Origin of the sequence: Bradyrhizobium huanghuaihaiense (genome assembly GCF_025200885.1) — a bacterium.
Taxonomy (GTDB): domain Bacteria; phylum Pseudomonadota; class Alphaproteobacteria; order Rhizobiales; family Xanthobacteraceae; genus Bradyrhizobium; species Bradyrhizobium huanghuaihaiense.
In genome coordinates this window covers 90,856-117,283 of record NZ_CP104172.1, presented here as the reverse complement: position 1 = coordinate 117,283, position 26,428 = coordinate 90,856, and the positions used below count along the sequence as shown (strand labels likewise).

At 65.6% G+C, this 26,428-nt stretch carries 22 protein-coding genes, 1 tRNA gene and 1 pseudogene; 13 read left to right on the top strand and 11 right to left on the bottom strand.

The window, feature by feature from the left end; translation table 11 throughout:
• From ugpE to N2603_RS00485, 5 genes are all read right to left on the bottom strand, one after another.
• Positions 1-849, bottom strand: coding sequence for a sn-glycerol-3-phosphate ABC transporter permease UgpE (gene ugpE / locus N2603_RS00505; protein ID WP_018645067.1), 849 nt, complete (start codon positions 847-849; stop codon positions 1-3).
• Complete coding sequence (ugpA, locus tag N2603_RS00500; RefSeq protein ID WP_018645068.1) at positions 849-1,730, bottom strand: sn-glycerol-3-phosphate ABC transporter permease UgpA; 882 nt, start codon at positions 1,728-1,730, stop codon at positions 849-851. The genes ugpE and ugpA overlap by 1 nt, the downstream gene beginning before the upstream one ends.
• A 48-nt stretch (positions 1,731-1,778) precedes the next feature.
• On the bottom strand, positions 1,779-3,095 hold the full coding sequence (gene ugpB / locus N2603_RS00495) for a sn-glycerol-3-phosphate ABC transporter substrate-binding protein UgpB (protein WP_260387294.1): 1,317 nt from the start codon (positions 3,093-3,095) through the stop codon (positions 1,779-1,781).
• A 367-nt stretch (positions 3,096-3,462) separates the two neighbouring features.
• A complete protein-coding gene (locus N2603_RS00490) occupies positions 3,463-4,665 on the bottom strand; it encodes a CaiB/BaiF CoA transferase family protein (RefSeq protein ID WP_018645070.1) in 1,203 nt (400 codons plus the stop codon).
• Positions 4,666-4,846: 181 nt separating this feature from the next.
• On the bottom strand, positions 4,847-5,272 hold the full coding sequence (locus tag N2603_RS00485) for an organic hydroperoxide resistance protein (RefSeq protein ID WP_018645071.1): 426 nt from the start codon (positions 5,270-5,272) through the stop codon (positions 4,847-4,849).
• 155 nt (positions 5,273-5,427) lie between these two features.
• Between N2603_RS00485 and N2603_RS00480 the strand changes: the two genes are divergently transcribed.
• Complete coding sequence (locus tag N2603_RS00480) at positions 5,428-5,886, top strand: MarR family winged helix-turn-helix transcriptional regulator (protein WP_026312312.1); 459 nt, start codon at positions 5,428-5,430, stop codon at positions 5,884-5,886.
• Between the two features lie 5 nt (positions 5,887-5,891).
• On the opposite strand, the pseudogene N2603_RS00475 reads toward N2603_RS00480, so the two are convergent.
• The 3 genes and pseudogenes from N2603_RS00475 to N2603_RS00465 all read right to left on the bottom strand — a co-directional run bounded on the left by N2603_RS00475 (position 5,892) and on the right by N2603_RS00465 (position 6,850).
• A pseudogene (locus N2603_RS00475) lies at positions 5,892-6,133 on the bottom strand (GIY-YIG nuclease family protein).
• A 137-nt stretch (positions 6,134-6,270) separates the two neighbouring features.
• Positions 6,271-6,346: transfer RNA gene (locus N2603_RS00470), tRNA-Ala, on the bottom strand.
• A gap of 96 nt (positions 6,347-6,442) precedes the next feature.
• Positions 6,443-6,850 carry a TIGR02300 family protein gene (locus N2603_RS00465; protein ID WP_018645073.1) on the bottom strand — a complete coding sequence of 136 codons (408 nt, stop codon included), beginning with the start codon at positions 6,848-6,850 and terminating at the stop codon, positions 6,443-6,445.
• Between the two features lie 158 nt (positions 6,851-7,008).
• Between N2603_RS00465 and aroA the strand changes: the two genes are divergently transcribed.
• From aroA to N2603_RS00405, 12 genes are all read left to right on the top strand, one after another.
• Positions 7,009-8,346 (top strand): 3-phosphoshikimate 1-carboxyvinyltransferase, encoded by a 1,338-nt coding sequence (gene aroA / locus N2603_RS00460; RefSeq protein WP_260387293.1) that lies wholly within the window; start codon positions 7,009-7,011, stop codon positions 8,344-8,346.
• Positions 8,343-8,981, top strand: coding sequence for a (d)CMP kinase (gene cmk / locus N2603_RS00455; RefSeq protein WP_260387292.1), 639 nt, complete (start codon positions 8,343-8,345; stop codon positions 8,979-8,981). The genes aroA and cmk overlap by 4 nt, the downstream gene beginning before the upstream one ends.
• 267 nt (positions 8,982-9,248) lie before the next feature.
• On the top strand, positions 9,249-10,955 hold the full coding sequence (gene rpsA, locus N2603_RS00450; protein WP_026312314.1) for a 30S ribosomal protein S1: 1,707 nt from the start codon (positions 9,249-9,251) through the stop codon (positions 10,953-10,955).
• 348 nt (positions 10,956-11,303) lie between these two features.
• Positions 11,304-12,284, top strand: a complete 981-nt coding sequence (gene sppA, locus N2603_RS00445) for a signal peptide peptidase SppA (RefSeq protein WP_018644152.1) — start codon at positions 11,304-11,306, stop codon at positions 12,282-12,284.
• 171 nt (positions 12,285-12,455) lie between these two features.
• The gene (locus tag N2603_RS00440; RefSeq protein ID WP_008539997.1) at positions 12,456-12,761 is read left to right on the top strand and encodes an integration host factor subunit beta; all 306 of its coding nucleotides are present in this window, start codon (positions 12,456-12,458) and stop codon (positions 12,759-12,761) included.
• Positions 12,762-12,832: 71 nt separating this feature from the next.
• Positions 12,833-13,225 carry a lipopolysaccharide assembly protein LapA domain-containing protein gene (locus tag N2603_RS00435; RefSeq protein ID WP_260387291.1) on the top strand — a complete coding sequence of 131 codons (393 nt, stop codon included), beginning with the start codon at positions 12,833-12,835 and terminating at the stop codon, positions 13,223-13,225.
• A gap of 65 nt (positions 13,226-13,290) precedes the next feature.
• Positions 13,291-13,962 carry a phosphoribosylanthranilate isomerase gene (locus tag N2603_RS00430; RefSeq protein ID WP_260387290.1) on the top strand — a complete coding sequence of 224 codons (672 nt, stop codon included), beginning with the start codon at positions 13,291-13,293 and terminating at the stop codon, positions 13,960-13,962.
• Complete coding sequence (gene trpB, locus N2603_RS00425) at positions 13,959-15,173, top strand: tryptophan synthase subunit beta (protein WP_260387289.1); 1,215 nt, start codon at positions 13,959-13,961, stop codon at positions 15,171-15,173. The genes N2603_RS00430 and trpB overlap by 4 nt, the downstream gene beginning before the upstream one ends.
• Positions 15,170-16,006, top strand: a complete 837-nt coding sequence (gene trpA / locus N2603_RS00420) for a tryptophan synthase subunit alpha (RefSeq protein WP_260387288.1) — start codon at positions 15,170-15,172, stop codon at positions 16,004-16,006. The genes trpB and trpA overlap by 4 nt, the downstream gene beginning before the upstream one ends.
• Before the next feature lie 110 nt (positions 16,007-16,116).
• Entirely contained in the window at positions 16,117-17,058 is a 942-nt protein-coding gene (gene accD, locus N2603_RS00415) for an acetyl-CoA carboxylase, carboxyltransferase subunit beta (protein ID WP_018644157.1), read from the top strand.
• A complete protein-coding gene (locus N2603_RS00410) occupies positions 17,055-18,398 on the top strand; it encodes a bifunctional folylpolyglutamate synthase/dihydrofolate synthase (protein ID WP_260387287.1) in 1,344 nt (447 codons plus the stop codon). Before accD ends, N2603_RS00410 begins: the two co-directional genes overlap by 4 nt.
• A gap of 104 nt (positions 18,399-18,502) precedes the next feature.
• Positions 18,503-19,243: a metallophosphoesterase family protein gene (locus tag N2603_RS00405; protein WP_260387286.1), complete on the top strand. Its 741-nt coding sequence runs from the start codon at positions 18,503-18,505 to the stop codon at positions 19,241-19,243.
• Between the two features lie 58 nt (positions 19,244-19,301).
• Here the strand turns inward: N2603_RS00405 and trxA are convergent, their stop codons facing one another.
• From trxA to addB, 3 genes are all read right to left on the bottom strand, one after another.
• Positions 19,302-19,622: a thioredoxin gene (gene trxA / locus N2603_RS00400; protein WP_008540017.1), complete on the bottom strand. Its 321-nt coding sequence runs from the start codon at positions 19,620-19,622 to the stop codon at positions 19,302-19,304.
• Positions 19,623-19,691: 69 nt separating this feature from the next.
• Positions 19,692-23,201: a double-strand break repair helicase AddA gene (addA, locus tag N2603_RS00395; RefSeq protein ID WP_260387285.1), complete on the bottom strand. Its 3,510-nt coding sequence runs from the start codon at positions 23,199-23,201 to the stop codon at positions 19,692-19,694.
• Positions 23,195-26,341 (bottom strand): double-strand break repair protein AddB, encoded by a 3,147-nt coding sequence (addB, locus tag N2603_RS00390; RefSeq protein ID WP_260387284.1) that lies wholly within the window; start codon positions 26,339-26,341, stop codon positions 23,195-23,197. Before addB ends, addA begins: the two co-directional genes overlap by 7 nt.
• Between the last annotated feature and the right edge of the window lie 87 nt (positions 26,342-26,428).

Genomic DNA, 26,428 nt, shown 5'->3' with positions numbered 1-26,428 from the left:
TTACTTTTCCGTCTCGACCAGGCCGCGCACGAACAGTTTCTGCATGGCGACGACGACGAACACAGGCGGCAGCATGGCCAGCACGGCGGTCGCCATCACGATCGGCCATTCGGTCAGCGCGTCGGTGGTGGTGATCATCTTGCGGATGCCGACCTGGATGGTCTGCATGTCGTCGCGGGTGGTGATGAGCAGCGGCCAGAGATATTGATTCCAGCCGAGGATGAACAGGATCACGAACAGCGCCGCCATGTTGGTGCGCGACAGCGGCAAGAGCGTATCCCAGAAGAAGCGCAAGGGGCCGGCGCCGTCGATGCGCGAGGCCTCGAGCAGCTCGTCCGGCACGGTCATGAAGAACTGGCGAAACAGCAGCGTCGCGGTGGCGGAGGCGATCAGCGGCAGCGCGAGGCCCGCATAGCTGTCGAGCATGTGCAGGTCGGCGACGATCTTGTAGGTCGGATAGATGCGGACCTCGACCGGCAGCATCAGGGTGATGAAGATGATCCAGAAGATCGACATCCGGAACGGAAAGCGGAAATACACGATCGCGTAGGCCGAGATGATCGAGATCGCGATCTTGCCGATCGCGATCGCCAGCGCCATCACCAGCGAGTTGAGCATCATGTTGCCGACGGGCTCGCGGGTCGAGCCGCTCGTGCCGACGAAGATGGTCTGGTAGTAGACCTCGAAGAAATGGCCGCCCGGCAGCAGCGACATTTGCCCGTTCGCGATCAGCGCGTTGTCCTGGGTCGAGGCGATGATCGCGATGTAGACCGGGAATGCGACAATCGCGATTCCGATCCAGAGGATGAAATGGGCGACGTAGCGCCTGATGCCCTCGTCCTCGACCATCAGTACGTCACCTTGCGTTCGACGAAGCGGAACTGGATGCCGGTGAGCACGATGACCATGATCATCAGGACCACCGATTGCGCCGCCGAGCTGCCGAGATTGCCGCCGAGCAGACCGTCCGAATAGACCTTGTAGACCAGCGTCACCGTCGAGGTGCCGGGACCGCCGCGGGTCATGGTGTCGATGATGCCGAAGGTGTCGAAGAAGGCGTAGACGATGTTGACGACCAAGAGGAAGAAGATGGTCGGCGACAGCAGCGGAAAGGTCACGGTCCAGAACCTGCGCATCGGGCGCGCGCCGTCGATCGCGGCGGCCTCGAACACGCTTTTCGGGATCGCCTGCAGGCCGGCGAGGAAGAACAGGAAATTGTAGGAGATCTGCTTCCACGCGGCGGCGAGGATGATCAGGCCGGCGGCCTGGTTGCCGTCGAGCAGCGGATTCCAATCGATGCCGGCGGCGCGCAAGTAGCGCGAGATCACGCCGAGCGAGGGATGCAGCATGAAGATCCAGAGCACGCCGACCACGGGCGGCGCCACCGCATAGGGCCAGATCAGCAGCGTGCGGTAGAGCATCGAGCCGCGCAGCGGCTTGTCGGCCATCACGGCGAGCAGCAGCGCAAAGGAAAGCGACGAGATCGCGATCGCGAACGAGAAGAAGAAGGTGCGGACGACCGCTTCGAAATAGGCGGGGTCCTTGAACAGCTCGATGTAATTGTCGAACCAGACGAAGCTCGTCGAGAGGCCGAAGGCGTCCTGGAGCAGGAAGGACTGGATCACCGCCTGCAGCGCCGGCCAATAGAAGAAAATCAGCACGATCGCGAGCTGCGGCGCAACCAGCGCGTAGGGCAACAGCTTTGACTGGAAAATGGCTTGCTTTTGCATGATGCCCCGGAAGCGGCAGGCCGGGTGACCGGCCTGCCGCCAGTCGCCTTACTTCACGGCGGTCTTTTCGAACTGCCGCAGCATGGTGTTGCCGCGTTCGACGGCGGCGTCGAGCGCTTGCTTGGCGGTCTTCTTGCCGGCGAGCGCCTGCTCGATCTCCTCCGACCAGACGTCACGCAGCTGAACCATGTTGCCGAGGCGCAGGCCGCGCGAATTCTCGGTCGGCTCCTTGTTGGTCAGCTCGAGCAGCGGGGTCTCGAGATAGGGCTGATCCTTGTAGAAGCCCTCTTCCTTCGCCTTGGCGTAGGCCGCCTTGGTGATCGGCAGGTAGCCCGAGGCCTTGTGGATGTAGACCTGGCGATCGGTGTCGGAGAGGAAGGTCAGGAATTTCGCGACGCCCTTGTAGTCGTCGGCCGGCTTGCCGCCCATCACCCAGAGCGAAGCACCGCCGATGATCGAGTTCTGCGGCGCGCCCTTGACGTCCGGATAATACGGCATCGGCACCGCGGTGAAGTTGAACTTGGCCTGCGCCTTGACGTTGCCGAAGAACGCCGAGGAGGTCAGGTAGATCGGGCATTCGCCCGATGTGAAGCGGCCTTCGCCGGTGTTGGTGCGGCCGGCATAGTCGTAGACCTTGGTCTTCTGCAGCTCGACCAGGTTCTCGAGATGCTTGACCTGGAGCGGGCCGTTGAATTCGAGCACCGTGTCGAAGCCGTCGAGACCGTTGGCCTTGCTGGAGAGCGGCGTGTTGTGCCAGGCCGAGAGCTGCTCGAGATTGACCCAGGTGACCCACGAGCCCGAGAAGCCGCAGGTGTCGTGGCCGGCCGCCTTCAGCTTCTTGCCGGCCTCGAACACTTCAGGCCAGGTCTTGGGGATCTCGACATTGGCTTTCTTCAGCTCGTCGAGGTTGACCCACATGACGGTCGACGACGAGTTGAAGGGGAACGACAGCATCTCGCCCTTCGAGGTCGAGTAGTAGCCGGTGATCGCGGGCAGGTAGTTCTTCGGATCGAACTTCTCGCCGGTCTCGGCCATCAGCTTGTAGACCGGCTTCACGGCGCCGGTCGCGGCCATCATGGTCGCGGTGCCGACTTCGAACACCTGCATGATGTGCGGGGCGTTGCCGGCGCGGAACGCGGCGATGCCGGCGTTCATCGTGTCGGGGTAGTTGCCCTTGTAGGTCGGGATCACCTTGTAGTCGGTCTGCGACGCGTTGAAGTCGTTGGCGAGCTTGACGATGACGTCGTTGTTGGCGCCGGTCATCGCATGCCACCACTGGATTTCGGTCACGGCCAGGGCCGGCGAGGCGCCGAGACCAACCGTGAGTGCAACAGCAGCCGCCGCGCCAAAATGTCGAAGAGCCATCAAGAAAACCTCCCTTGCCCGTCACTAAAGAAGCGCTTGCGCTAGCAGCGCCATATGACGTTCACATGACTGTGTAAGCGGCCGAAACGAAAGCGGCAAGCGCTGGAAAAGGGAAGCCGTCAAATAGGCGAATGCGCCGCGGCCAGAAGCAGCCGTTCGCGCTGCAGATGCGCAGGCGCGCCGCAGTGCGGCATTGGGTATGTGAGGCGGACGATCGGCTCCGGTCTTCCTTAACCTCTCCCGCTTGCGGGAGAGGTCGGATCGCGAAGCGATCCGGGTGAGGGCTCTATCCTCTGGGGGGGTGTCCCGTTGCGGAGACAGCCCTCTCCCCAACCCTCTCCCGCAAGCGGGAGAGGGAGCGCACCGTCTAGCGCTTGCGCTCGGGGCCGCAGACGGTGCCCTTTTCGACCATCGCGTCGATCTCGGACTTGGAGTAGCCGAACTCGCCCAGCACTTCGGCTGCGTGCTGGCTGAACTTCGGCGGCACGCGGCGCAGGCTCGGCTTGCTGCGATCGAGCCGGATCGGCGAGGCCACGCCCTTGTACCAGTCCTTCTCGATAATATCGCCGCGCGCGATGGTGTGCGGGTTCGTCAACGCCTGGTCGATCTTCTGCACCGGACCTGCCGGGAGCCCTGCGGCAAGCAGGCGATTGCACAGCGGCTCGGCCTCGTGCTGGCTGAACACCGCGGCCAGCTCGGCGCGCAGCGCCTCGCGATTGGCGATGCGGTCCTTGTTGCGGGCAAAGCGCGGATCGGTGCCGAGCTCGGGCTTGCCGATCTCCTTGGCGAGCTTGCGGAAGGTGCCGTCATTGCCGACGCCGATGAAGATGTTGTCGGTCTTGGTCGGGAAGATCGCGTAGGGCACGAGGTTCGGATGCTCGTTGCCGGTGAGCGAGGGCGGCTTGCCATGCATGAAATAGTTCGCGGTGTGCGGATGCATGATGGCGAGGCCGGTCTCGTACAGCGTGGTCTCCAGGAACTGGCCCTTGCCCGAACGCTGCCGCTCCGACAGCGCCATCAGGATGCCGATCGCCGCGTAAAGGCCCGTGGTGATGTCGACCAGCGGCACGCCGATCCGCATCGGCCCGCTCTCGGGCGAGCCGGTCGCCGCGATCATGCCGGTCATGGCCTGGATGATGGCGTCATAGCCTGGATTGCCGCCGCGCGGCCCGTCGGCGCCGAAGCCGCAGATCCGGCAATGCACGAGGCGCGGGAATTTCTTGCTGAGCACATCGTTACCGATGCCCCATTTCTCCAGCGTGCCCGGCTTGAAATTCTCGATCAGGACGTCGGCCGTCTCCAGCATCTTCAGCAGCACAATTCGGCCGCCCTCGGAGGCGAGGTCGAGGCCGATCGAGCGCTTGTTGCGGTTGATGCCGACGAAATAGGCCGCGTCCTCCTCGTGGAAGGGAGGACCCCATTCGCGCACCTCGTCGCCTGCGGGCGGCTCGACCTTGATGACGTCGGCGCCATGGTCGGCGAGGATCTGGGTGCAGTAGGGACCGCCGAGCACGCGCGTGAGATCGATGACGCGCAGTCCGCTCATTGCGCCCGTTGCTGCTTCAGTCATGCCTTCGCTTCCCCTGTGTCGATCGTTGGATCACAGGCCTAGCGAGGTTTGTTTGCGCCAGCAATGGGCCCTCGCGTGCAGCCGCATGCGCGCCGCGGCGCGTCTGTCCCGCGAGATGGCAAATTCAATCGGAAGCGGCCGGCCCGAGGGGGATCCCGGGCCAGCCAATCCGCACCGCCGATCAGACGACCGTCAGGCGAACGTCGACATTGCCGCGCGTGGCATTGGAGTACGGGCACACCTGGTGGGCCTTGGCGACCAGCGCCTCGGCCTCCGCGCGGGCGAGGCCCGGCAGCGAGACGGCGAGGTCGATATCGAGGCCGAATCCGCCTTCCGAGCGCGGACCGATGCCGACCGTCGAGGTAACGGAAGCGTCGGCCGGAACCTTCGGGCCGCCCTGCGAGGCCACGAACTTCATGGCGCCGATGAAGCAGGCGGCATAACCGGCCGCAAACAGCTGCTCGGGATTGTTGCCGGCGCCGCCGCCGCCACCGAGCTCCTTCGGCGTGGTCAGCTTGACGTCGAGCGCGCCGTCGAGGGTCGCAGCATGGCCGTCGCGGCCGCCGGTGGCCTTGGCGCTGGTCTTGTAGAGGACGTTCACGGACATTTTCGTCTCCTCGGGTCTTTCCGGGTTGGGGTGCGATCTTTATCGCAGACAATTAGATTGCGCGCAATCGAATTCGGCATGCCTCACATTTAATTGTTCGCAATTGAATATGCCCCCGGCCGGCCCCAGAATGGGAGAAACGCGTGAGATTCTCCATGGCCCGGAAACTATCGACCCTCGACCCACAGCGGCTCGACAACCAGATCTGCTTCGCGGTCTATTCCGCCGCGCACGCCTTCAACCGCGTCTACAAGCCGCTGCTCGACCGGCTCGGCCTGACCTATCCGCAATATCTGGTGATGCTGGTGCTGTGGGAGCGCGACGACGTGCCGGTCAAGGAGATCGGCGAAAAGCTGTTCCTGGATTCGGGCACGTTGACGCCGCTGCTGAAGCGCCTCGAGGCCGCCCATCTGGTCAAGCGCACCCGCTCGCGCGAGGACGAGCGTCAGGTCCTGATCGCGCTGACGTCGCAGGGCCATGCGCTGAAGGAGAAAGCGCGCAGCGTGCCGCAGTCGATCCTGGCAGCGTCGGACTGCTCGGTGTCGGAGCTGGTGGCGATGAAGGACGAGATCGTCGCGCTGCGCGACCGGCTGAATGCGGTGATCGGGGAGTAGGGGGATTAGCAGAGCCGCTTTTTCGAAAAGGCGCGGCCAGAGTGTGACTTGAGGTATGTCTCGAACGCCAGGGCCTTCATCTTGTCAGGGAAAGCGCAGTACCAAACCAGCTTCCATGGCTTGAACTTGGCGGTGTGAGCGGATCTGCCGGCATTGTGCTCCGGGAGGCGTCGCTTCAGGTCCTCCGTTGCGCCAATGTATTCTGGTCTGGGAACTCGATGCTCCGAATGATGTAGACGTACCACATCGAGGGCTCGCACGGAGGAAAGCGCAGGGTAGGGAGCGTCTAACAGTCCGTCTTCGCCCTTCGGGCTTCGCCGGACACCACGCTTCACCCTTCGGGCTCTGCGCGGCTGCGCCACGCGTAGCCCGAAGGGCGAAGCGTGGTGGAGCCAGGCGGGATCGAACCGCCGACCTCTTGCATGCCATGCAAGCGCTCTCCCAGCTGAGCTATGGCCCCTTAGTCCTTAAATGGGACGATCCCGGAGGATCCCCCACAGACCGGCGAGCCTGGTGACTCGCGCGGTGCACCCTTTTTCACAGATCAGGACTGATCTCAAGTCTCTTCATCACCTCCGACATCACCAATGATGTCCGTCACGTCCTCATCACCCTCTTCCTCGTCGGCAATGAAGGTCGAATCGTCGTCATCGTCGTCATCGAGGGTCTCGTCGACCTCGATATCGTCCTCCGATTCGGGCACGGCAGCCTTGACCTTGCCGGTGTTCTCCTCGGCGTCGGCCTCCTCGAGCGAGACCTCTTCGACCTCTGCCGGCTCCGGCGCGGTATCCGCTGCCGCGGCGTGCCGGGCTTCGGCGCCGCGGGGGACGCGAGCGGGAGCGATCGGCGCGATCGGCACGACTTCGCCGGTATAGGGCGAGATCACCGGATTCTTGTTGAGGTCGTAGAACTTCTTGCCCGTGGTCGGGCAAATACGTTTGGTTCCGAGTTCGGACTTGGCCACGGCAGGAATCCTGGGAATGTCTGAAAAGCGGTGCTTCACTTGGCTAGTTGGCGGCCCGCTGTCAATAGCGCATTACGGGAGAAAGACATGCCCGTGACGGGGCTCAGACCATGTGGTACCTGCGCGCCAGCCCACAGGGCCTATCCAAGGACACAATCTTGACCCATTCCGACCAACCGAGACCGCTCCAGTCTCGCGCCAGCGGCCCCCTGACCGGGAAAGTACGGGTGCCCGGGGACAAGTCGATCTCCCATCGCGCCCTCATCCTGGGCGCGCTCGCGGTCGGCGAGACCAGAATTTCGGGCCTGCTTGAGGGTGAGGACGTCCTCAATACCGCCAAATCGATGCAGGCACTGGGCGCCAGGGTCGAGCGCACCGGTGATTTTGCGTGGAAGGTCAATGGCGTGGGCGTCGGAGGCTTCGCCCAGCCCAAGGCGCCGCTGGATTTCGGCAACTCCGGCACCGGCTGCCGGCTGGTCATGGGCGCCGTCGCCGGCTGCCCGATCTCGGCGGTGTTCGATGGCGACGCCTCGCTGCGCAGCCGCCCCATGCGCCGGATCCTCGATCCGCTGGAAAAGATGGGCGCGAAGGTCGTCTCCGGCAGCGAGGGCGGACGTCTGCCGCTGACCCTCCAGGGCGCGCGCGATCCGCTGCCGATCACCTACAAGACGCCCGTCGCCTCGGCCCAGATCAAATCGGCCGTGCTGCTGGCGGGCCTCGCCGCGCCGGGCACGACCACTGTCGTCGAGAGCGAGGCCAGCCGCGACCACACCGAGCTGATGCTGAAGCATTTTGGCGCCGACATCACCTCGGTGCAGGAAGGCCGGCACGGCCGTCGCATCACGCTGGTCGGCCAGCCCGAGCTGCATGGCGGCAATGTCGTGGTGCCCGCTGACCCCTCGTCGGCCGCCTTCCCGATCGTCGCTGCGCTGATCGTCGAAGGCTCCGACATCGTGCTGTCCGACGTCATGACCAATCCGCTGCGCACAGGCCTGTTCACCACGCTACGCGAAATGGGCGGCTTCATCGAGGAGAGCGAAGTGCGCGGCGATGCCGGCGAGCCGATGGCGCGCTTGCGCGTGCGCGCGTCAAAACTGCGCGGCGTCGAGGTGCCGCCGGAGCGCGCGCCCTCGATGATCGACGAATATCTGGTGCTGGCGGTGGCGGCCTCCTTCGCCGAAGGCACGACCATCATGCGCGGCCTGCAGGAGCTGCGCGTCAAGGAATCCGATCGCCTGGAGGCGACCGCCGCCATGCTCCGCGTCAATGGCGTGAAGGTCGAGGTGTCCGGCGACGATCTGATCGTCGAGGGCCGCGGCCATGTCCCCGGCGGCGGCACCGTCGCCATCCATATGGACCATCGCATCGCGATGTCGGCGCTGGTGATGGGCTGCGCCTCCGATCATCCGGTGACCGTCGACGACACCGCCTTCATCGCCACCAGTTTCCCGGACTTCATTCCGATGATGCGTTCGCTAGGGGCCGAGTTTTCATGATTATCGCCATCGACGGGCCCGCGGCCTCGGGCAAGGGGACGCTCGGCAAGCGTCTCGCCCACCATTACGGCTATCGTCATCTCGATACCGGCGTGATCTATCGCGCGGTCGCCTATGCCCTGATGCAGTCCGGTCATGATCTCCGGGACGAGGTGGCCGCGGTGCAGGCCGCCCTGGAGCTCGATCCCGAAAAGTTCGGCAATCCCGCCCTGAAGACCCAGGAGGCCGGCGAGGGCGCCTCGATCGTCTCGGCGATCCCCAGGGTTCGCGAGGTCCTGGTCAATTTCCAGCGGCAATTCGCTGCCGATCCGCCCGGTGCCGTGCTCGACGGCCGGGATATTGGAACTGTGATCTGTCCTCATGCCGACGTGAAGATCTTCGTTGTGGCCGACCCCAGGGTGCGCGCGCGCCGCCGCACCATGGAGGCCAAGGCCAGGGGCGAGGAGGCCGATGAGGCAGCCGTGCTCGCCGACATCATCCGGCGCGACGAACGCGACAAGAACCGGCCGATTGCGCCTTTGAAACCGGCCCCGGATGCTTACTTGCTAGATAACTCCCAACTGGATATAGAAGGCGGCGTCCGGGCCGCCATCGACATTATCGAGGCCGTCCGAGCGGGCCGGTCGCGGGGTTAAGCCGCAGCCGTCATTGGAGGAAGCGCCCGCTCCCGCTCTTTGAGGTCGATACTTCCGGTCCCTGTTTTGGGGCCGGCGCGATCCAGGCTCCGGACATAAGATTTTCACGTATCGAACGCGCGGGCCTCAGCCGGCCCGCTTCCGCTGTTCCGCCTTCAGGCCGGAGCAGCGAGCGGTCGCTCGAAGGTTTTGCGGACCTTCCGACACTGCGCGTGCGATGCGCCCGTGAACCCAACGGCCGGCAAGACTTCCGCAACTGGAGAACAAATGGCTTCGACTTCTGCTGATACCTATAGCCCGTCGCGCGACGATTTCGCCGCGATGCTCGACGAGTCCTTCGCAGGTGGCAACCTGCAGGAAAGCTCCGTCGTCAAGGGCAAGGTGGTTGCAATTGAAAAGGACATGGCCGTCATCGACGTCGGCCTGAAGACCGAGGGCCGCGTTGCCCTTCGCGAATTTTCCGGCCCCGGCCGTGACAGCGAGATCAAGGTCGGCGACGAGGTGGAAGTGTTCCTCGATCGCATCGAGAACGCGCTCGGCGAAGCCGTGCTGTCGCGCGACAAGGCGCGCCGCGAAGAGAGCTGGGGCAAGCTCGAGAAGGCGTTCCAGAACAACGAAAAGGTCAACGGCGTCATCTTCAACCAGGTCAAGGGCGGCTTCACCGTCGACCTCGACGGTGCCGTGGCCTTCCTGCCGCGCTCGCAGGTCGACATCCGTCCGATCCGCGACGTTGCGCCGCTGATGAACAACTCGCAGCCGTTCCAGATCCTCAAGATGGACCGCCGCCGCGGCAACATCGTCGTGTCCCGCCGCACGGTTCTCGAAGAGACCCGCGCCGAGCAGCGTCAGGAGCTGGTGCAGAACCTCGAAGAGGGTCAGGTGATCGACGGCGTGGTCAAGAACATCACCGATTATGGTGCGTTCGTTGACCTTGGCGGCATCGACGGCCTGTTGCACGTCACCGACATCGCGTGGCGCCGCGTCAACCATCCGACCGAGGTGCTCTCGATCGGCCAGACCGTGAAGGTCAAGATCATCAAGATCAACCACGAGACGCACCGCATCTCGCTGGGCATGAAGCAGCTGCTGGACGATCCGTGGCAGGGCATCGAAGCCAAGTACCCGCTGGGTGCCCGCTTCACCGGCCGCGTCACCAACATCACCGACTACGGTGCGTTCGTCGAGCTCGAGCCGGGCATCGAAGGCCTGATCCACGTCTCCGAGATGTCGTGGACCAAGAAGAACATGCACCCCGGCAAGATCGTGTCGACCTCGCAGGAAGTCGACGTGCAGGTGCTGGAAGTCGATTCCGTCAAGCGCCGCATCTCGCTCGGCCTCAAGCAGACCATGCGCAACCCCTGGGAGGTCTTCGTCGAAGGTCACCCGACCGGTTCGGTGGTCGAGGGCGAGGTCAAGAACAAGACCGAGTTCGGTCTGTTCCTGGGTCTCGAGGGCGACGTCGACGGCATGGTCCACCTCTCCGACCTCGACTGGAAGCTTCCGGGCGAGCAGGTGATCGACAACTACAAGAAGGGCGACATGGTGAAGGCCGTGGTGCTCGATGTGGACGTCGAGAAGGAGCGCATCTCGCTCGGCATCAAGCAGCTCGAAGGCGACCCCTTCGCCGAGCCGGGCGATGTCAAGAAGGGCGCGGTCGTGACCTGCGAAGTGCTCGAAGTGAAGGAGAGCGGTATCGAGGTGAAGATCGCCGGTACCGACTTCACCACCTTCATCAAGCGCTCGGAGCTCGCCCGTGACCGCAACGACCAGCGCGCCGAACGCTTCGCCGTCGGCGAGAAGGTCGATGCCCGCGTGATCCAGTTCGACAAGAAGGCCCGCAAGGTCCAGGTGTCGATCAAGGCGCTCGAAGTCGCCGAAGAGAAGGAAGCCATCGCGCAGTACGGCTCCTCCGACTCGGGTGCGACGCTCGGCGACATCCTCGGCACCGCGCTCAAGAACCGCGACAACAAGTAAGCGAAACTTCCGTTTCGCTGGCAATCGAAGCCCCGGCGCAAGCCGGGGCTTTTTTGTTGCGGCATACTCAACTGTCGTCCCGGGGCGCGCGAAGCGCGAGCCCGGGACCCATAACCACAGGATCCAGTTTGGCGAAGACTCGTGGTTGCCAACTCGCGCGACAATTTCTCCCTGGGGGTATGGGTCCCCGCCTTCGCGGGGACGACATCTGAATATGTGGCGGCCTCCTGCCCAAGCCCCCCCAAGCCTTCATTTCTTCAAATTGCGCCGCAATTGATGTATCCAGACAAGCCAATGCTTACGTTGTGACGGCACAACGCCTCTGGCCTTTCATTTGGAGATATTCCGATGTCGCTCGATTCGGACATCATCGTCGATCGCCGCAGGATCCGCCGGAAGCTGACGTTCTGGCGCGTCGTGGCGGCGCTGATCGCGATCGCGGCGATTGCGAGCTTTGCGCTGATCGCCACACCCGGTGCGCGCGGCACGTTCGCATCCGCCGGCTCGATCGCGCGGGTCCAGATCGAGGGACTGATCCGCAGCGATTCCGATCGCACGCAAGCGCTGGAGCGGCTGGAGAATTCGCAGGCCGCCGCCGTCATCGTTCACATCAACTCGCCGGGCGGCACCACCGCCGGCTCCGAGCAGCTCTATGACTCGCTCGTGCGGCTGAAGGCGAAGAAGCCGCTCGTCGTCGTGGTCGAAGGTCTCGCCGCCTCCGGCGGCTACATCACGGCGATCGCGAGCGATCACATCATCGCCCAGCAGAGCTCGCTGGTCGGCTCGATCGGCGTGCTGTTCCAATATCCCAACGTCACCGAGCTCTTGAAGACTATCGGCGTCAAGGTCGAAGAGGTGAAATCCTCGCCGCTGAAGGCTGCGCCCAACGGATACGAGCCGACAAGTCCCGAAGCGCGCGCGGCACTCGATGCGCTGGTGAAGGACTCCTACGCCTGGTTCAAGGGACTGGTGAAGGAACGGCGTGGCATGGATGACGCACAGCTCGAAAAAGTGGCTGACGGCCGCGTCTTCACCGGACGCCAGGCAATCGATCTCAAGCTGATCGACCAGATCGGCGACGAGAAGGCTGCGGTGACCTGGCTGGTCGAGCAGAAGGGCGTCAAGAAGGGTCTTCCCGTTCGCGATTACAAGCTCCAGCCGCGCTTTGGCGATCTGCCGTTCCTCAAGACCGCGGCCGCCGTGACGCTGGAAGCGCTTGGTTTGGGCTCGATCGCGCATCAAATCGGGCAAACCGGCGTCGCGCAGGCGGTCGACCGCCTCGGAATGGATGGAATGCTGGCGTTGTGGCAGCCGGCTGCATCGAACTGACTGGGGCGGGCGAGTTCCCGAAGTTTTTCTCGCACTGCGAGTGCCGGGTCAGCCCGCTTTTTCGGCATTTGTCACGCACTTTCACGACGCTCAGCCTTGATTTAGCGTCTTGACAGATCACGGTATTTTCACGGAAATGGTCATCCGCACGCTTCCGGGTCCTATCTCTCGATGATCAAATCCGAACTTGTTCAGCGTATCGCCGAGCACAACCCGCATCTGTACCAGCGGGATGTCGAGAACATTGTGAATGCGATTCTCGAAGAGATCGTAGCGGCCCTCGCACGCGGTGATCGCGTCGAGCTGCGCGGCTTCGGTGCCTTCTCGGTCAAGCATCGCCCGGCGCGCGCCGGGCGCAATCCACGCACTGGCGCCCATGTGCCCGTCGACCAGAAGAGCGTTCCGTTCTTCAAGACGGGCAAGGAAATGCGCGAGCGGCTGAACCGCGACCATCCGGATCCCGGCGCGGCGGACTGAGGCCGGCGCCAGGGTTTTTCGCGGCCGCACAAGACGCGGCCGGCAGCTTGATTCAAGGCGAGCGAAGCGAGATGCGAAAGTTCCTGACCGCGCTGATCGTGATTCCGCTGGCCCTGATCCTGGTGACCTTTGCGGTGGCCAACCGGCATTTCGTCACGGTCTCCTTCGATCCCTTCGTCTCCGACGACCCCTCATTCTCGGCCACAATGCCGCTGTTCCTGCTCCTGATCCTGGTGGCGGCGCTGGGCGTCGTGGCGGGCGGCTGTGCGGTCTGGCTCGCGCAGCGGCACTGGCGGCGGGCCGCGCGCCGGCACGAGGCCGATGCCCGGGCTGCGCGGGGCGAACTGGCCGATCTGCGGGCCCAGGTGACCGCGGCAAGACCCGAGGCGCGGCGGCTTCCCGGTCCCTCCGGGGTCGGCCTTTACGGGCCCATCGGGCGAGACAAGCAGCGCGCGACGTTGTAGAAGCGGCCCCGACCGAAAACCCCGTTTTCCGGCCGCACCCTGCGGCCGCTACCCGCTTCGAGACCATGTCCCTGCTCGTCAAAATCTGCGGCCTGTCCACGCGCGAGACGCTTCAAACGGCGCTCGATGCGGGCGCCGACATGGTGGGGTTCGTGTTCTTTCCGCCGTCACCGCGGCATCTGTCGTTGGAGCTTGGCCGGGACCTTGGCCGGCAGGTGAAGCAGCGCGCGCTGAAAGTGGCGCTCACCGTCGATGCCGACGACGCCACGCTCGACAACATCATGGACGCACTCTCGCCGGATATTTTCCAGCTCCACGGCAAGGAGAGCGTCGCCCGGCTGCGCGACCTCAAGCAGAAGTTCGGCCGCCCGGTGATGAAGGCCGTGCCGGTCGCAACAACAGCCGATCTTGCCGTGCTGCCCGGCTATGCCGCGGTCGCCGACCGCATCCTGTTCGATGCCCGTGCGCCGAAAGACGCGACCCGTCCCGGTGGCCTGGGCGCGCCCTTCGACTGGCACCTGCTGGAAAATCTCGATCTGAAACTGCCCTACATGGTCTCGGGCGGGCTGCACGCCGACAACGTCGCGGAAGCCCTTCGCGTCACCGGCGCCGGCGGCGTCGACGTGTCCTCGGGTGTCGAGAGCGCCCCCGGCGTCAAGGACCCCGAGATGATCAAGGCCTTCATTCGCGCCGCGCGCGCCACCCAGGATGCAAGTCAAGAGTTGAGCGTTCGATGAACATCGCCAAACCCAATTCCTATCGCAGCGGTCCCGACGAGCGCGGTCATTTCGGCATCTTCGGCGGACGCTTCGTCGCCGAAACCTTGATGCCGCTGATCCTCGATCTGGAGAAGGCGTACACCGCGGCCAAGGCCGATCCGGCCTTCCAGGCCGAGATGAACGGCTATCTCAAGAACTATGTCGGCCGGCCCTCGCCGCTCTATTTCGCCGAGCGCCTCACCGAGCATCTCGGCGGCGCAAAGATCTACCTCAAGCGCGAAGAGCTCAACCACACCGGCTCGCACAAGGTGAACAACGTGCTCGGCCAGATCATGCTGGCGCGGCGCATGGGCAAGAAGCGCATCATCGCCGAGACCGGCGCGGGCCAGCACGGTGTCGCCACCGCGACGCTGTGCGCGCGCTTCGGCCTGGAATGCGTGGTCTATATGGGCGCCGTCGACGTCGAACGGCAGCAGCCCAACGTCATCCGCATGGAGATGCTGGGCGCAACGGTGGTCCCGGTGCAGTCCGGCACCCGCACGCTGAAGGACGCCATGAACGAGGCGCTGCGCGATTGGGTCACCAACGTGCACAACACGTTCTATTGCATCGGCACGGTGGCGGGGCCGCATCCCTATCCGACGCTGGTGCGCGACTTCCAGTCGATCATCGGCAACGAGACCAAGGCGCAGATGCAGGAGATTGAAGGCCGCCTGCCGGACTCGCTGGTCGCCTGCATCGGCGGCGGCTCGAATGCGATGGGCCTGTTCCATCCGTTCCTCGACGATTCCTCGGTCGAGATCTTCGGCGTCGAAGCGGCCGGCCACGGCCTCACGCAGCTGCACGCGGCCTCGATCGCAGGCGGCCGTCCCGGCGTGCTGCATGGCAACCGCACTTATCTGCTGATGGATGCGGACGGCCAGATCCAGGACGCGCATTCGATCTCCGCCGGCCTCGACTATCCCGGCATCGGCCCCGAGCATTCCTGGCTGCACGAGGTCGGCCGCGTCAATTATCTCTCCGCGACCGACGACGAGGCGCTCGCCGCGTTCCAGCTGCTGTCGAGGCTCGAAGGCATCATCCCCGCGCTCGAACCGGCGCATGCCATCGCCAAGGTGATGGAGCTCGCACCGAAGCGGCCGAAAGACCACCTGATGGTCGTCAATCTCTCCGGCCGCGGCGACAAGGACGTCCCGCAGGTCGGCGACATCCTGAGGGGCAAGAAGTGACCACGCGTATCGACACCCGTTTTGCCGAGCTGAAGACGCAGGGTCGCTCGGCCTTTGTCACCTATGTGATGGCCGGCGATCCCGATCTCACGACGTCGCTCGAGATCGTCAAGGCGCTGCCCAAGGCAGGCGCCGACGTCATCGAACTCGGCATTCCCTTCACCGATCCGATGGCGGACGGTCCCTCGATTCAGGCTGCAGGTCTGCGCGCGCTCAAGATCGGCATGACCTTGAAGAAGACGCTGGAACTGGTGCGCGACTTCCGCAAGGACGACAACGTCACGCCGCTGGTGCTGATGGGCTATTACAATCCGATCTACATTTACGGCGTCGACAAGTTTTTGGCTGATGCCAAGACATCAGGCGTTGACGGCCTGATCATCGTCGATTTGCCGCCGGAGGAAGACGACGAGCTCTGCATTCCCGCGCTGAAGGCGGGCCTGAACTTCATTCGCTTGGCGACCCCGACCACCGACGACAAGCGCCTGCCCGCGGTGCTCGCGAATACGTCAGGCTTTGTCTATTACGTCTCTATCGCCGGCATCACCGGTGCAGCTGCGGCGGACGCCAATGCCGTTGGCGAAGCTGTCGCGCGCATCAAGCGGCATACCAAGCTGCCGATCTGCGTTGGTTTTGGCATCCGCACGCCGGAGGCGGCGCGCGCCATTGCCGAGAAGGCCGATGGTTCGGTGGTTGGCACCGCGCTGGTCGATGCGCTCAAGAACAGCCTCGATGCCGAGGGGCGTGCCACCGCCAAAACCGTTAACGCCGTGGCGGAGCTGACGGCGGCCCTGGCCCAGGGCGTCAAGGGTGCGAAACAGGCGGCGGAATAGGCCATAATTCCGCTTCCGGGGCGGGCGACACGGCGGCTTGCCGGGCAGGGGCCCGGCCGCCATATATTCCTTCAGGCGATTCCCAGCGGGATCGCACATCGGAGCAAACCATGAACTGGCTTACCAATGTGGTCCGGCCGAAGATCCGCAACATGCTGCGGCGGGAGACGCCGGAGAATCTTTGGATCAAGTGCCCGGATTCCGGACAGCTCGTGTTCTACAAGGACGTCGAGGCCAACCAGTTCGTCATCCCCGGCTCGAACTACCACATGCGCATGAACTCGGTGGCGCGTCTGAAGTCGATCTTCGACAACGAGACCTGGTACGACGTCGCGCTGCCCGAGGTCTCGCCCGATCCGCTCAAGTTCCGCGACGAGAAGAAATACGTCGACCGCATCAAGGATGCGCGGGCGCGCACCAATCTCAACGACGCGATCAAGGTCGGCTACGGCAAGCTCGAAGGCGCCGCCGTCGTCGTCGCCGTGCAGGATTTCGATTTCATGGGCGGCTCGCTCGGCATGGCCGCGGGCGAAGCCATCGTTCGCGGGCTGGAGCTCGCAGTCGAGAAGAAGTCGCCCTTCATCGTGTTCGCCGCATCCGGCGGCGCGCGCATGCAGGAAGGCATCTTGTCGCTGATGCAGATGCCGCGCACCACTGTCGCGGTGCAGATGCTGCGCGAGGCAAAGCTGCCCTACATCGTCGTGCTGACCAACCCGACCACCGGCGGCGTCACCGCCTCCTACGCCATGCTGGGCGACGTGCAGATCGCCGAGCCCGGCGCGCTGATCGGTTTTGCCGGCGCGCGCGTGATCGAGCAGACCATCCGCGAGAAGCTGCCCGAGGGTTTCCAGCGCGCCGAGTACCTGAAGGAACACGGCATGGTCGACATGGTCGTGCATCGCCATGATCTGCGCCCGACCCTGGCGCGGCTCTGCCGCCTGCTGACCAAGGCGCCGGCGCAGGAAGGTGCATCGAAGCCGGCGCAGCCGGTGACGAGCCCGGCGCAGATCGTATCGGCCGCCGAGACGGCGCCGGCCGCGCCGCACGCGTGAACGCCTCCTCTGACAGTGCAAAGACACCGCTCGGCGAAGTGATCGGGCGGCTGTCGGCCCTGCATCAGAAGCGCATCGATCTCGGCCTCGAGCGGATGCACCGCCTGCTCGAGCGGCTCGGCCACCCCGAACGCAAGCTGCCGCCGGTGATCCACATCGCCGGCACCAACGGCAAGGGCTCGACGGTCGCCTATCTGCGCGCGACGCTGGAGGCGGCAGGCCTGCGCGTCCACACCTACACCTCGCCGTATCTCGTCCGCATCAACGAATGTTTTCGCCTTGGCCGCGTCGGTGGCGGCGTGCTGGTCAGCGACGACGAGTTGCGCGCCGCGCTGGAGGAGGTCGAGCGCGTCAATGCCGGTGAGCCCGCGACCGTGTTCGAGCTGAAGACCGCTGCGGCGTTTCATCTGTTCGCGCAGAACCCGGCCGACGTCGTGCTGCTCGAAGTCGGCCTTGGCGGCCGGCTCGATTCGACCAATGTGGTCGACACGCCTGCGGCCTGCGTGATCACGCCGGTCAGCATGGACCACATGGATTTTCTCGGCGATACCCTAGCCTCGATCGCCGGCGAAAAGGCCGCGATCATCAAGCGCGGTGTGCCCGTGATTTGCGCCGAGCAATCGCCGGAGGCGATGGCGGTGATCGAGGCGCAGGCCAAGCGCACGCGCGCGCCGCTGTTTGCCGCGAACGAGAGCTGGCACGTCAATGTCGAGCACGGACGTCTGGTCTATTCCGACGACCGCGGCTTGATGGATCTCGCCGCGCCGCGCCTGTTCGGCCGCCACCAGTTCGACAATGCCGGCCTTGCGATCGCGACGCTGCGCGCGATTCCGACCTTCAAGGTCAACCAGGCAGCCTTCGAGGCCGGCGTCGTCGGTGCCGAATGGCCGGCGCGGATGCAGCGCCTCACTTCGGGCGAGCTGCTTTCGTGGGGGCCGCAGGGCTCGGAGATCTGGCTCGACGGCGGCCACAATGCCGAGGGCGGGCGCGTCGCGGCGGCCGCGCTCGGCGATCTCGAAGAGCGGGTGTCGCGGCCGCTGGTGGTGATCGCGGGCATGATGGCCAACAAGGATGCGCGAGGCTTTCTCGCCAATTTCGCCGGCCTCACCCGCCACATCATCGCGGTGCCGATCCCCGACACCGAGAACGCGATGCCGGCCGACCGTCTTGCGGATGCGACGCGCAGCCTCGGCATGCGCGTCGAGATCGCGCCCGGCATCGAGGCCGCGCTGCGCGCCTTGTCGAAGCTGGCCTACGAGGTGCCACCGCGCATCCTGATCACCGGCTCGCTTTATCTTGCCGGCCACGTGCTCGGGCTCAACGGCACGCCTCCTGCATAGATGATCCCGTAGCCCGGATGGAGCGAAGCGCAATCCGGCATCTCGCCACAAGCGATCAAGGTCCCGGATTACGCTTCGCTCCTTCCGGGCTACAGGAAATCCCAATGCGCCTTGCCGCGATCGCCGACGTCCACGGAAACTACCTCGCGCTGGAGGCGGTGCTCGCCGATATCCGCGCCCACGGCATCGCCGACATCGTCAATCTCGGCGACATGCTGAGCGGCCCGCTCGATGCGCGCCGTACCGTCGAAATCCTGATGCAGCTTGATGCCGTCCATGTGCTCGGCAATCACGACCGCTATCTGCTCGACCGTCCCCCGGAGAAGATGGGCTCGTGGGACCGTCCAGCGCATGCGCAGCTCAATCCTGCGCAGCTCGACTGGCTGCGCGCACAGCCGATGACGCGCGTGTTTCGCGAGCAGGTCTTTCTCTGCCACGCCACGCCCGGGAACGACGAAGTCTATTGGCTCGACACCGTGCACCCCGACGGCACCGTCGCGCTATCGCCGCTCGACCGCATCGAGCAGTTCGCGCAAGGCATCACGCAATCGCTGATCCTCTGCGCCCACACCCATCTCGCCCGCGCAGTGCGGCTGCGTGACGGAAGGCTGATCGTCAATCCCGGCAGCGTCGGCAGCCCCGGCTATCGTGACAAGCATCCGTTTCCGCATGTCGTCGAAGCCGGTACGACAGATGCGCGCTATGCGATCCTCGACCTGGCCAATGGTGCCTGGCAGGTGACGTTCCGTCACATCGCCTACGATCACGAGGCGATGGCTGCGCTGGCGCGCCGCAACGATCAGCCGGAGCTGGCCAACGCGTTGGCGACGGGCTGGATCAGTTAAGCAAAACAAAACGGCCGGCGTGACGCCGGCCGTTGCACAAACCTTCTGACGCCGCGGATCAGACCGCCGACGTGATCCACTGCTGCAGCTTCGCCTTCGGCGCGGCGCCGACCTGGCGGGAGGCCATCTCGCCGCCCTTGAAGATCATCAGGGTCGGGATCGACATCACGCCGTATTTGGACGCGGTCTTCGGGCTCTCGTCGACATTGAGCTTCACGATCTTGACCTTGTCGCCCATCGCGCCGGCGATCTCGTCGAGAGCGGGCGCGATCATGCGGCAGGGGCCGCACCATTCGGCCCAGAAATCGACGACCACGGGGCCGTTCGCCTTGAGCACTTCGGCTTCGAAATCGGCGTCGGAAACCTTGCTAACGGCCATTGGAGTACCTCACTCGGTTGAAAGAGAATCGGCGCGACGTGGAATCGCGCCCGGGATCATGGGGTGAACCTATGAACGGCTCCTTGCCGGGTCAAGGACGCTCACACCGAGATGAAGGGATGCCAGCGCCGCGTCCAGCGCGGGGGCCGAAATCTCCATATATTCAAGGGCCTCGGTCCAGAGCAGGACGGCCCGGATCGGCTTTTGGGGATAAAGCCGGGCCAGCACCGCCCGGTACAGCGCAAGCTGCCGGACATAGGCCGCCGGCGCATCAGTGGCGCTCTTGGGGGCCGCCTGGTTGGTCTTGAAATCGACGATCAGGACCTCGTCCGAACGAACGGCCAGCCGGTCGATCTGCCCCGACACCAGCGCTGGGCCGCGGCCCGGCCGCTCCAACCGGCCCGCAATGGCGACCTCCGCCCGGCTGCCGGCGGCAAAGACCGGGGCAAAACGCGGCTCCGCGATCAGGGCGAGCACCTTGTCGGCCAGCGCGATGCGGTCGGCGTCCGGCCAGTCCGCGGCGTTGCGGCCCATGAAGCCGAGCGCGGCCTCGCGCCGGCGCTCGGTGGCAATGTCGGGTAGGGATTGCAGGAGACGGTGCACCAGCGTGCCGCGCTGCAGCGCCAGCGCGCGCGACTGCACCGATTCGCCTGTCCGCACGCTGCGGCCCTCCCCGGCCGGCTGGCCGGACGGGCGCACGGCATCGTCGTCGATGGCCTCGCGCGGCGCCGGTGTCCGCAGCCAGTCCGGCAGCGCGATGGTCTGGTCCACGGACGCCGCCGGCGTGCCCAGGGCCGCGACATCCTCCGGCCGGGCGAATCGCGTGACCTTGCCGAGCGGCGTCTTGGTCGTCTGCTTGTCGAGGCCCGCGCCGGCGAGACCGGTGTCGATGAGGTCGTACCAGCTCAGCTTGCGCACCGTTCTCATGTTGCCGGGCATGCAGCCGCCGACGATCAGCCGATCGGCCGCGCGCGTCATCGCGACATAGAGCAGGCGGCGATATTCGTCCTCGGTCTCCTCGATCATCGCCTTGCGCGCCTCGACGACCGGCTTCGGATCGTCTGCCTTGCGGCCGGCCCAGACCACGACCTCGCCGCCATTGCCGCGCGGCACCTGGATCAGCCGCAGCCGCTGCGAATCCGCCGGTGACGACGTCGTGTCGACCATGAACACGACGGATGCTTCCAGGCCCTTCGCGCCGTGCACCGTCATGACCCGCACCTCGTCGCGCGAGATCTCCATGTCGCGCTTCACCTCGGTGTCGGCCGAGCGCAGCCAGGCCATAAAACCCTGCAGCGAGGCCGGCGCCTTGCGCTCGTAGTTCAACGCCAGTTCCAGGAATTCGTCGAGCGCGTCATTGGCCTCGTGGCCGAGCCGGCGCAGGATGCGCGCGCGGCCGCCGTCGCCCCCGAGCAGCCAGGCGTAGAATGCGAACGGCGTTTCCTCGCGCGCGCGGATCTCGCAGGCTTCCAGGCGCCGCAACGCCACGCCGAATTTTTCGTTTCCGGCCGCATTCTCACCGAGGGCGCGGCGCAGCGAGCCCTTGCGATCCCAGGCGAGCTGGAACAGATCGTCGTCATCGAGTCCGAACAGCGGGCTCTTCAGCGCCACCGCCAGCGCGAGATTGTCCTGCGGCAGGAGCAGCGCGTCCGCAAGGTTCATCAAATCGATGATGCCGATGTGTTCGGTCAGCTTCAGCCGGTCGGCGCCGGCGACCGGGACGCCAGCGTGCTTCAGCGCCTGGATCACGGCGTCGAACGCATTGCCGCGCCGCCGCACAAGGATCAGCATGTCGCCATAGCGCAGCGGCCGGCGTTCACCCTCGTGACCCGTCAGCGTGCCGCTCTCGACCAGCCGCTTGATCTCGGCCTGGATGCGGCGGGCGAGTTTGACTTCGGGACTGGTGACGGCGACGCCGTCGAACGGGGCGCGCCAGCCCTCGATCTCCTGCCGATCGTCGGCCTCAGCCAGGTCCCACAGCTCGATCACGCTGGGGCCTGCATCGGCGAGCGCGTTGTGCAGGGGATGGCCGATCTCGACCGAATGGATGCTCTTGTAGATCTCGGGCTCGCGGAAGACGTGATCGACCGAGTGCAGGATCGCGGAGCCCGAGCGGAACGAATAGGTGAAGGCGACCGGATCGAACTTCAGCCCGGCCGCGGTGAACTTGCGGTGCAGCTCGCGCCGGCGTGCGTCGAATTCGTGGGGAGCGGCGCCCTGGAATGAAAAGATCGACTGCTTCTCGTCGCCGACCGCGAAGATGGTGCGGTTGAGCCCTTCGCGCGCGCCTTCGCCTGCGGTGAACTCCGAGATGATGTGCGCGACGATGTCCCATTGCCGCGGGCTGGTGTCCTGGGCCTCGTCGATCAGCACGTGATCGACGCCGCGGTCGAGCTTGTAATGCACCCAGCCCGAGGAGACGCGGTTGAGCATCGCCAGCGTCTTGTCGATGAGGTCGTCATAGTCGAGCAGCCCGCGCTCCTGCTTCTCGCGGCGGTAGTTGGCGGCGGCCGCGATCGCGATGTGCAGCAGGGCCGCAGTGCGGTCGCGCATGGTCACCGCGCGGCGCTTCTCGATCAATCCGCCGAGGCGCTGCACCTCGGCCTCGAACAGGCGCGCGACGGACGGGTTGTGGTCGCAAAATTTCTTGGTCAGTACCGCCTTGCGCGGCAGCTTGTCGTCGGTGAGGAAGACACTGAGATAGGCATCGACCTGCGCAGCGCCGGAGAAGACCTTCGCTTCGCGCAGCCGGCCAGCCTGGTCGTTGTCGGACTTGCTGCCGTCCTCCAGCGCGAACGCGATGTCGTCCCAGCGCGAGCGCGGCAGGAACGGTCCGTCGAGAATCTCGGTCTCGACGTCCTCGATGCGGTCGCTCGCGTCGACGCCCAGCACCGCAGCCATCTGCGCCGCAGCCGCTTCCGCGCTACCGGCCTCGTCGGTCCAGGCCATGAAATGATCGCGGCTGAGGCAAGCCTCGCGCACGACCTCCTTGAAGGTGACATCGGCGGCATTCGCCATCGCCGTCAGCAGCGCACGGCCGGTGACGCTGTCGGGATCGCGCGCGGCCTCCAGCAGCACCTTCAGATTGGCGCGCTCCATCATGTCGGTCTGGTCGCGCTCGTCGACGACCGAGAAGCGCGCGGGCACGTTGGCCTCGAACGGAAATTGCTGAAGCAGGCGCGTGCACAGCGCGTGGATGGTCTGCACCTTCAGCCCGCCGGGCGTCTCCAGCGCGCAGGCGAACAGCTTTCGTGCGTCGCGGCGCAATTTTCGATCAGGATGCGGGATGCCGACGGCGCGGATCGCGGCGTCCAGCCCGGCATCATCCAGCGTCACCCAGTGTCCGAGCGTGGTGAACACGCGCTCGGCCATGTTGGCGGCAGCCGCCTTGGTGAAGGTGATGCAGAGGATCTTCTCTGGCGGCACGCCCGACAGCAAGAGGCGGATCACCCGCTGCACCAGCACATGCGTCTTGCCCGAGCCGGCATTCGCCGACACGAAGGCCGACGCGGTCGGGTCGGACGCGCGCGCCTGCCGCGCGCGCACCTCGTCGGGGATGGGGCGCGGAAGCTTCACCATTCCTCGATCCCCAAACCGCCGGCCGCGGACCATTCCTTGATGCGGGCGAGGTCGTCATAGGCGCCGTACCGGTTGGTCCACATCGGCAGGTTCAGCGAGGTGTAGGGCTGGTTCTCGTCCTCGAAGGCCCGGATCAGTGCTTCCAGCTTGGCCCGCGCTTCGGCGGCGGCCGTATCCGGCGGCTGCGGCTCATCGCCCTGCTTGTACTTCAGCTCGAGAATGCGTTCCTCGCCCGGCGGATTGTTGCCGCTGAGACGGACATAGACGAGCTGGCTCACCGATGCTCCGGCGTCGATATCCGGGAAGCCGCCCTCGCGCAGGATCGCCGCCTCCAGCGTGAGCTGCGGCGACAGGCCCATGCGCACCTGCTTGCCGGTCGGCGGCTGGCCGGTCTTGTAGTCCAGGATGGCGTAGCCGCCGCCCTGGCGCCGCTCGATGCGGTCGGCGCGCGCGGAGAGGCGGAAGCTGCGCTGATGATCGAGCGTGATCGAGATCTCGCCACGGGTTTCCGCCGTGATCGCCTCGATCCCGTCGCGCCGCGCGGTCTCCCATTCGCCGAACCAGCGCGCGATACGCTGGAAACGCGGCCACCACAGCGCGCGGGCCTCGGGCCGTTCCATCAGCGGCGCAAAATGCTTCTCGCCGATCGCGCGCAGCACGCGCGCGGGGTCGTCGGGCAGACGCATCGCATAGCTTTCCGTGAACTCGCCGACCGCATCGTGGATCGCCGAGCCGCGATCGGCGGCCGACAGCGGCATGTCGACGGGGTCGAGCGCATCCAGCCGCAGGATGTACTTGGCGTAGATCGTGTAGGGATCGCGCAACCAGTCCTCGATCGCGGTCACGGACATCTTGAGCGGCCGCGTCGCGCGCGGCGGCCGCGGCTCGGGCTGCTTGATCGGCCGGACGTCGTCGGGCTGGTCCAGCGCGCCTGCGAACTGCACGTATTTCTCGCCGGCGCGAACGGCTGCCTTCCAGAGATCGTCACCTGCGACCGCCTCCAGCCGGTGCAGGAAGCGCGAGGCGACTGCCGGCGCGCCGCCGGCCTTGGCGGAGTGGGTGAGGATCACCTCGTCGCCGCCGAGCAGCTGGGCGAAGTCGTGGGCGGAGAGGCCGATACGGCGCTCCGGCAGATCGAGACCAAGCTCATGCCGCATCGGCCGGCTGAGCCAGGGATCGATGCGCGGAGCCGGCGGCCAGACGCCTTCGATCAGGCCGCCGACGATGATGCGGTCAGCCTGCATCAGGCGCGATTCCAGCGGACCGTAGATCTGCAGCCGCGCGCCGGGCCTGTCGCGCCGCCGCACCGCGCGGTCGCCGAAGGCGGTCTGGAACACGTCAGCGTAGTCCGCTAGCTGCACCATCAATCCGCTGGTCGTGCCGCCGCGCAGGAGATCGTCGAGGGCGCTGGCGAGCGCGAGGCCTTCGCGCTCCTCGAACGCGAGCGGAATACCCTGCTCGTCGCGCGACAGCTCGATCATGATCTCGCGATGCCGGTGCGCGAGCTCGGCGAAGTCATATGGTTTTGATGGCGGCAGGCTCTCGATCGGCGCCAATGCTTTTTGCAGCGTGTCGATCAGTGCCTGGATGCGATCGAGATCCTCGGCGTTCAGACGCGCGCGCGGTTCTGCCCTATGAAGCGCAGAGACTTCGCTGCGCCACAGCTTTGCGAGCTCTTCGCGAAAACGATTGAACTCGCGCAAGAGGCCCGCCGTGCCCGCAGGCGGACGTGTGCCGCGCAAGACCGCAAGCTCCATGCCTTCGATCGCCGCCTTCCATGCGCCGGGCGCGCGGCCGAGCCGGCACAGCGGATGCTTCAGCATCGCCAGCAGCGTCGGCGGCTCCAGGCCCTTGGTCGCGGCTTCCGCCGCGAGCCGCGCAAAGACGCCGGCGGAGGTTTCCATCAGGACGTCGCCGCCGGAATCGTCAAAGGCGAGATCCCATCGCGTCAGCGCGGCCATCACCCGCCGCGCCAAGGCGCGGTCAGGCGTCACCAGCGCCGCTGATTTGTCGAGATGGCGCGCCTCGCGCATCGCGATGGCGATCGCGAGCGCTTCCATTTCGGGATTGGGAGCCTCGACCACCGCGAGCTTTGTCATGCCACCGGCGATCTTCGCAGCGACATCCGGCTGCTTCAGCCGGTCGTGCCAAACCTCCGTCTTGGCAGACGGCCGCATCGATTCCGATGCGAGGATGTCGCGGCCGCCTTCCACCGGGGGCTGAAGAATCTCGACGTCGCTGCGCTTGATGCCGAAGCGATCCAGCAGCGCGTGCATGGCATATTGCGGATGGTTCGAGGCCGGATGCTCGGCGAACTTGCCGAGCGAGTCGCGTACGCCGCCGATGGTGCGCCAGGCGTCGTCGTCGAGATCGGTATCGAGGCCCGGCAGCACCACCGCACCATGGGGCAGCGCGGCGACCGCATGCAGGAATTTTGCGGTGGCCGGCATCGAGCCGGTCGAACCGGCCGCGATCACCGGCCCATGCGGATGCGCGGTCAGACGCCTCGCTTCCGCCGCGATCAGAAGATCGCGCCGCGCCGCCGGCTCGATCCGGTTGATCTCGGCGAGATGATTGGGCCAGGCGATGCGCGCGATGCGTAAAAAGTCGAGCGAGTGCTGCCAGTAGCGATCGAGGTTATCAGGTACGAGACCATCGAGCGCGCTCCAGTCGACGCCGCGCGTGACCATGTCGTCGATGAGGCGCGCGAGGTCGCCGGCGAGAGCAAGCGTCGAGGCGGGGCCGCCGACCACCAGCGGCGCCAGCACCGGGCCCTTGGCCCAGGCCGCGACGAGTTGTGCCAGCGTCAGCCGCCGTTCCAGCTCGCCAAGCCGTGGTGGAATGTCGAGCGGCGTTGCGCTGGAAAACTCCTCGCCCTCGTCCGCGAAGGCGAGCTCGTCCTCGTCGATGTCGCCGAGCGCTACGATGCGAGGCAGCACGACGGCATCGGCCTTCATCTCGTCGAGGAAGATCTCGCGGACGACGCGCATGGCGCGCCTTGTCGGCAGATACAGCGTGGTGTCGGCCAGTCGCGCCGGTTCCTTGCGGGCCTCGAAGCCGTCCACCAGCCGGCCGTCGAGCAGGGCCGTGACGATCGTGCGCAGGAACGGAACTGAGATGGGAACGCTGAAAACACGCATGGGCTGCCTGATTCGGGAATCAGGGCAATATAGGCAGGCGGGCACGAATGGTCATGGGTGGGAACGAAGTCGTCCCCGTTGTTCGCG

Coding starts and splice junctions, on each gene's coding strand:
- ugpE (WP_018645067.1), bottom strand. CDS start 849: ATGGTCGAGGACGAGGGCATCAGGCGCTACGTCGCCCATTTCATCCTC.
- ugpA (WP_018645068.1), bottom strand. CDS start 1,730: ATGCAAAAGCAAGCCATTTTCCAGTCAAAGCTGTTGCCCTACGCGCTG.
- ugpB (WP_260387294.1), bottom strand. CDS start 3,095: ATGGCTCTTCGACATTTTGGCGCGGCGGCTGCTGTTGCACTCACGGTT.
- N2603_RS00490 (WP_018645070.1), bottom strand. CDS start 4,665: ATGACTGAAGCAGCAACGGGCGCAATGAGCGGACTGCGCGTCATCGAT.
- N2603_RS00485 (WP_018645071.1), bottom strand. CDS start 5,272: ATGTCCGTGAACGTCCTCTACAAGACCAGCGCCAAGGCCACCGGCGGC.
- N2603_RS00480 (WP_026312312.1), top strand. CDS start 5,428: ATGGCCCGGAAACTATCGACCCTCGACCCACAGCGGCTCGACAACCAG.
- cmk (WP_260387292.1), top strand. CDS start 8,343: ATGATTATCGCCATCGACGGGCCCGCGGCCTCGGGCAAGGGGACGCTC.
- rpsA (WP_026312314.1), top strand. CDS start 9,249: ATGGCTTCGACTTCTGCTGATACCTATAGCCCGTCGCGCGACGATTTC.
- sppA (WP_018644152.1), top strand. CDS start 11,304: ATGTCGCTCGATTCGGACATCATCGTCGATCGCCGCAGGATCCGCCGG.
- N2603_RS00440 (WP_008539997.1), top strand. CDS start 12,456: ATGATCAAATCCGAACTTGTTCAGCGTATCGCCGAGCACAACCCGCAT.
- N2603_RS00435 (WP_260387291.1), top strand. CDS start 12,833: ATGCGAAAGTTCCTGACCGCGCTGATCGTGATTCCGCTGGCCCTGATC.
- N2603_RS00430 (WP_260387290.1), top strand. CDS start 13,291: ATGTCCCTGCTCGTCAAAATCTGCGGCCTGTCCACGCGCGAGACGCTT.
- trpB (WP_260387289.1), top strand. CDS start 13,959: ATGAACATCGCCAAACCCAATTCCTATCGCAGCGGTCCCGACGAGCGC.
- accD (WP_018644157.1), top strand. CDS start 16,117: ATGAACTGGCTTACCAATGTGGTCCGGCCGAAGATCCGCAACATGCTG.
- N2603_RS00405 (WP_260387286.1), top strand. CDS start 18,503: ATGCGCCTTGCCGCGATCGCCGACGTCCACGGAAACTACCTCGCGCTG.
- trxA (WP_008540017.1), bottom strand. CDS start 19,622: ATGGCCGTTAGCAAGGTTTCCGACGCCGATTTCGAAGCCGAAGTGCTC.
- addA (WP_260387285.1), bottom strand. CDS start 23,201: ATGGTGAAGCTTCCGCGCCCCATCCCCGACGAGGTGCGCGCGCGGCAG.
- addB (WP_260387284.1), bottom strand. CDS start 26,341: ATGCGTGTTTTCAGCGTTCCCATCTCAGTTCCGTTCCTGCGCACGATC.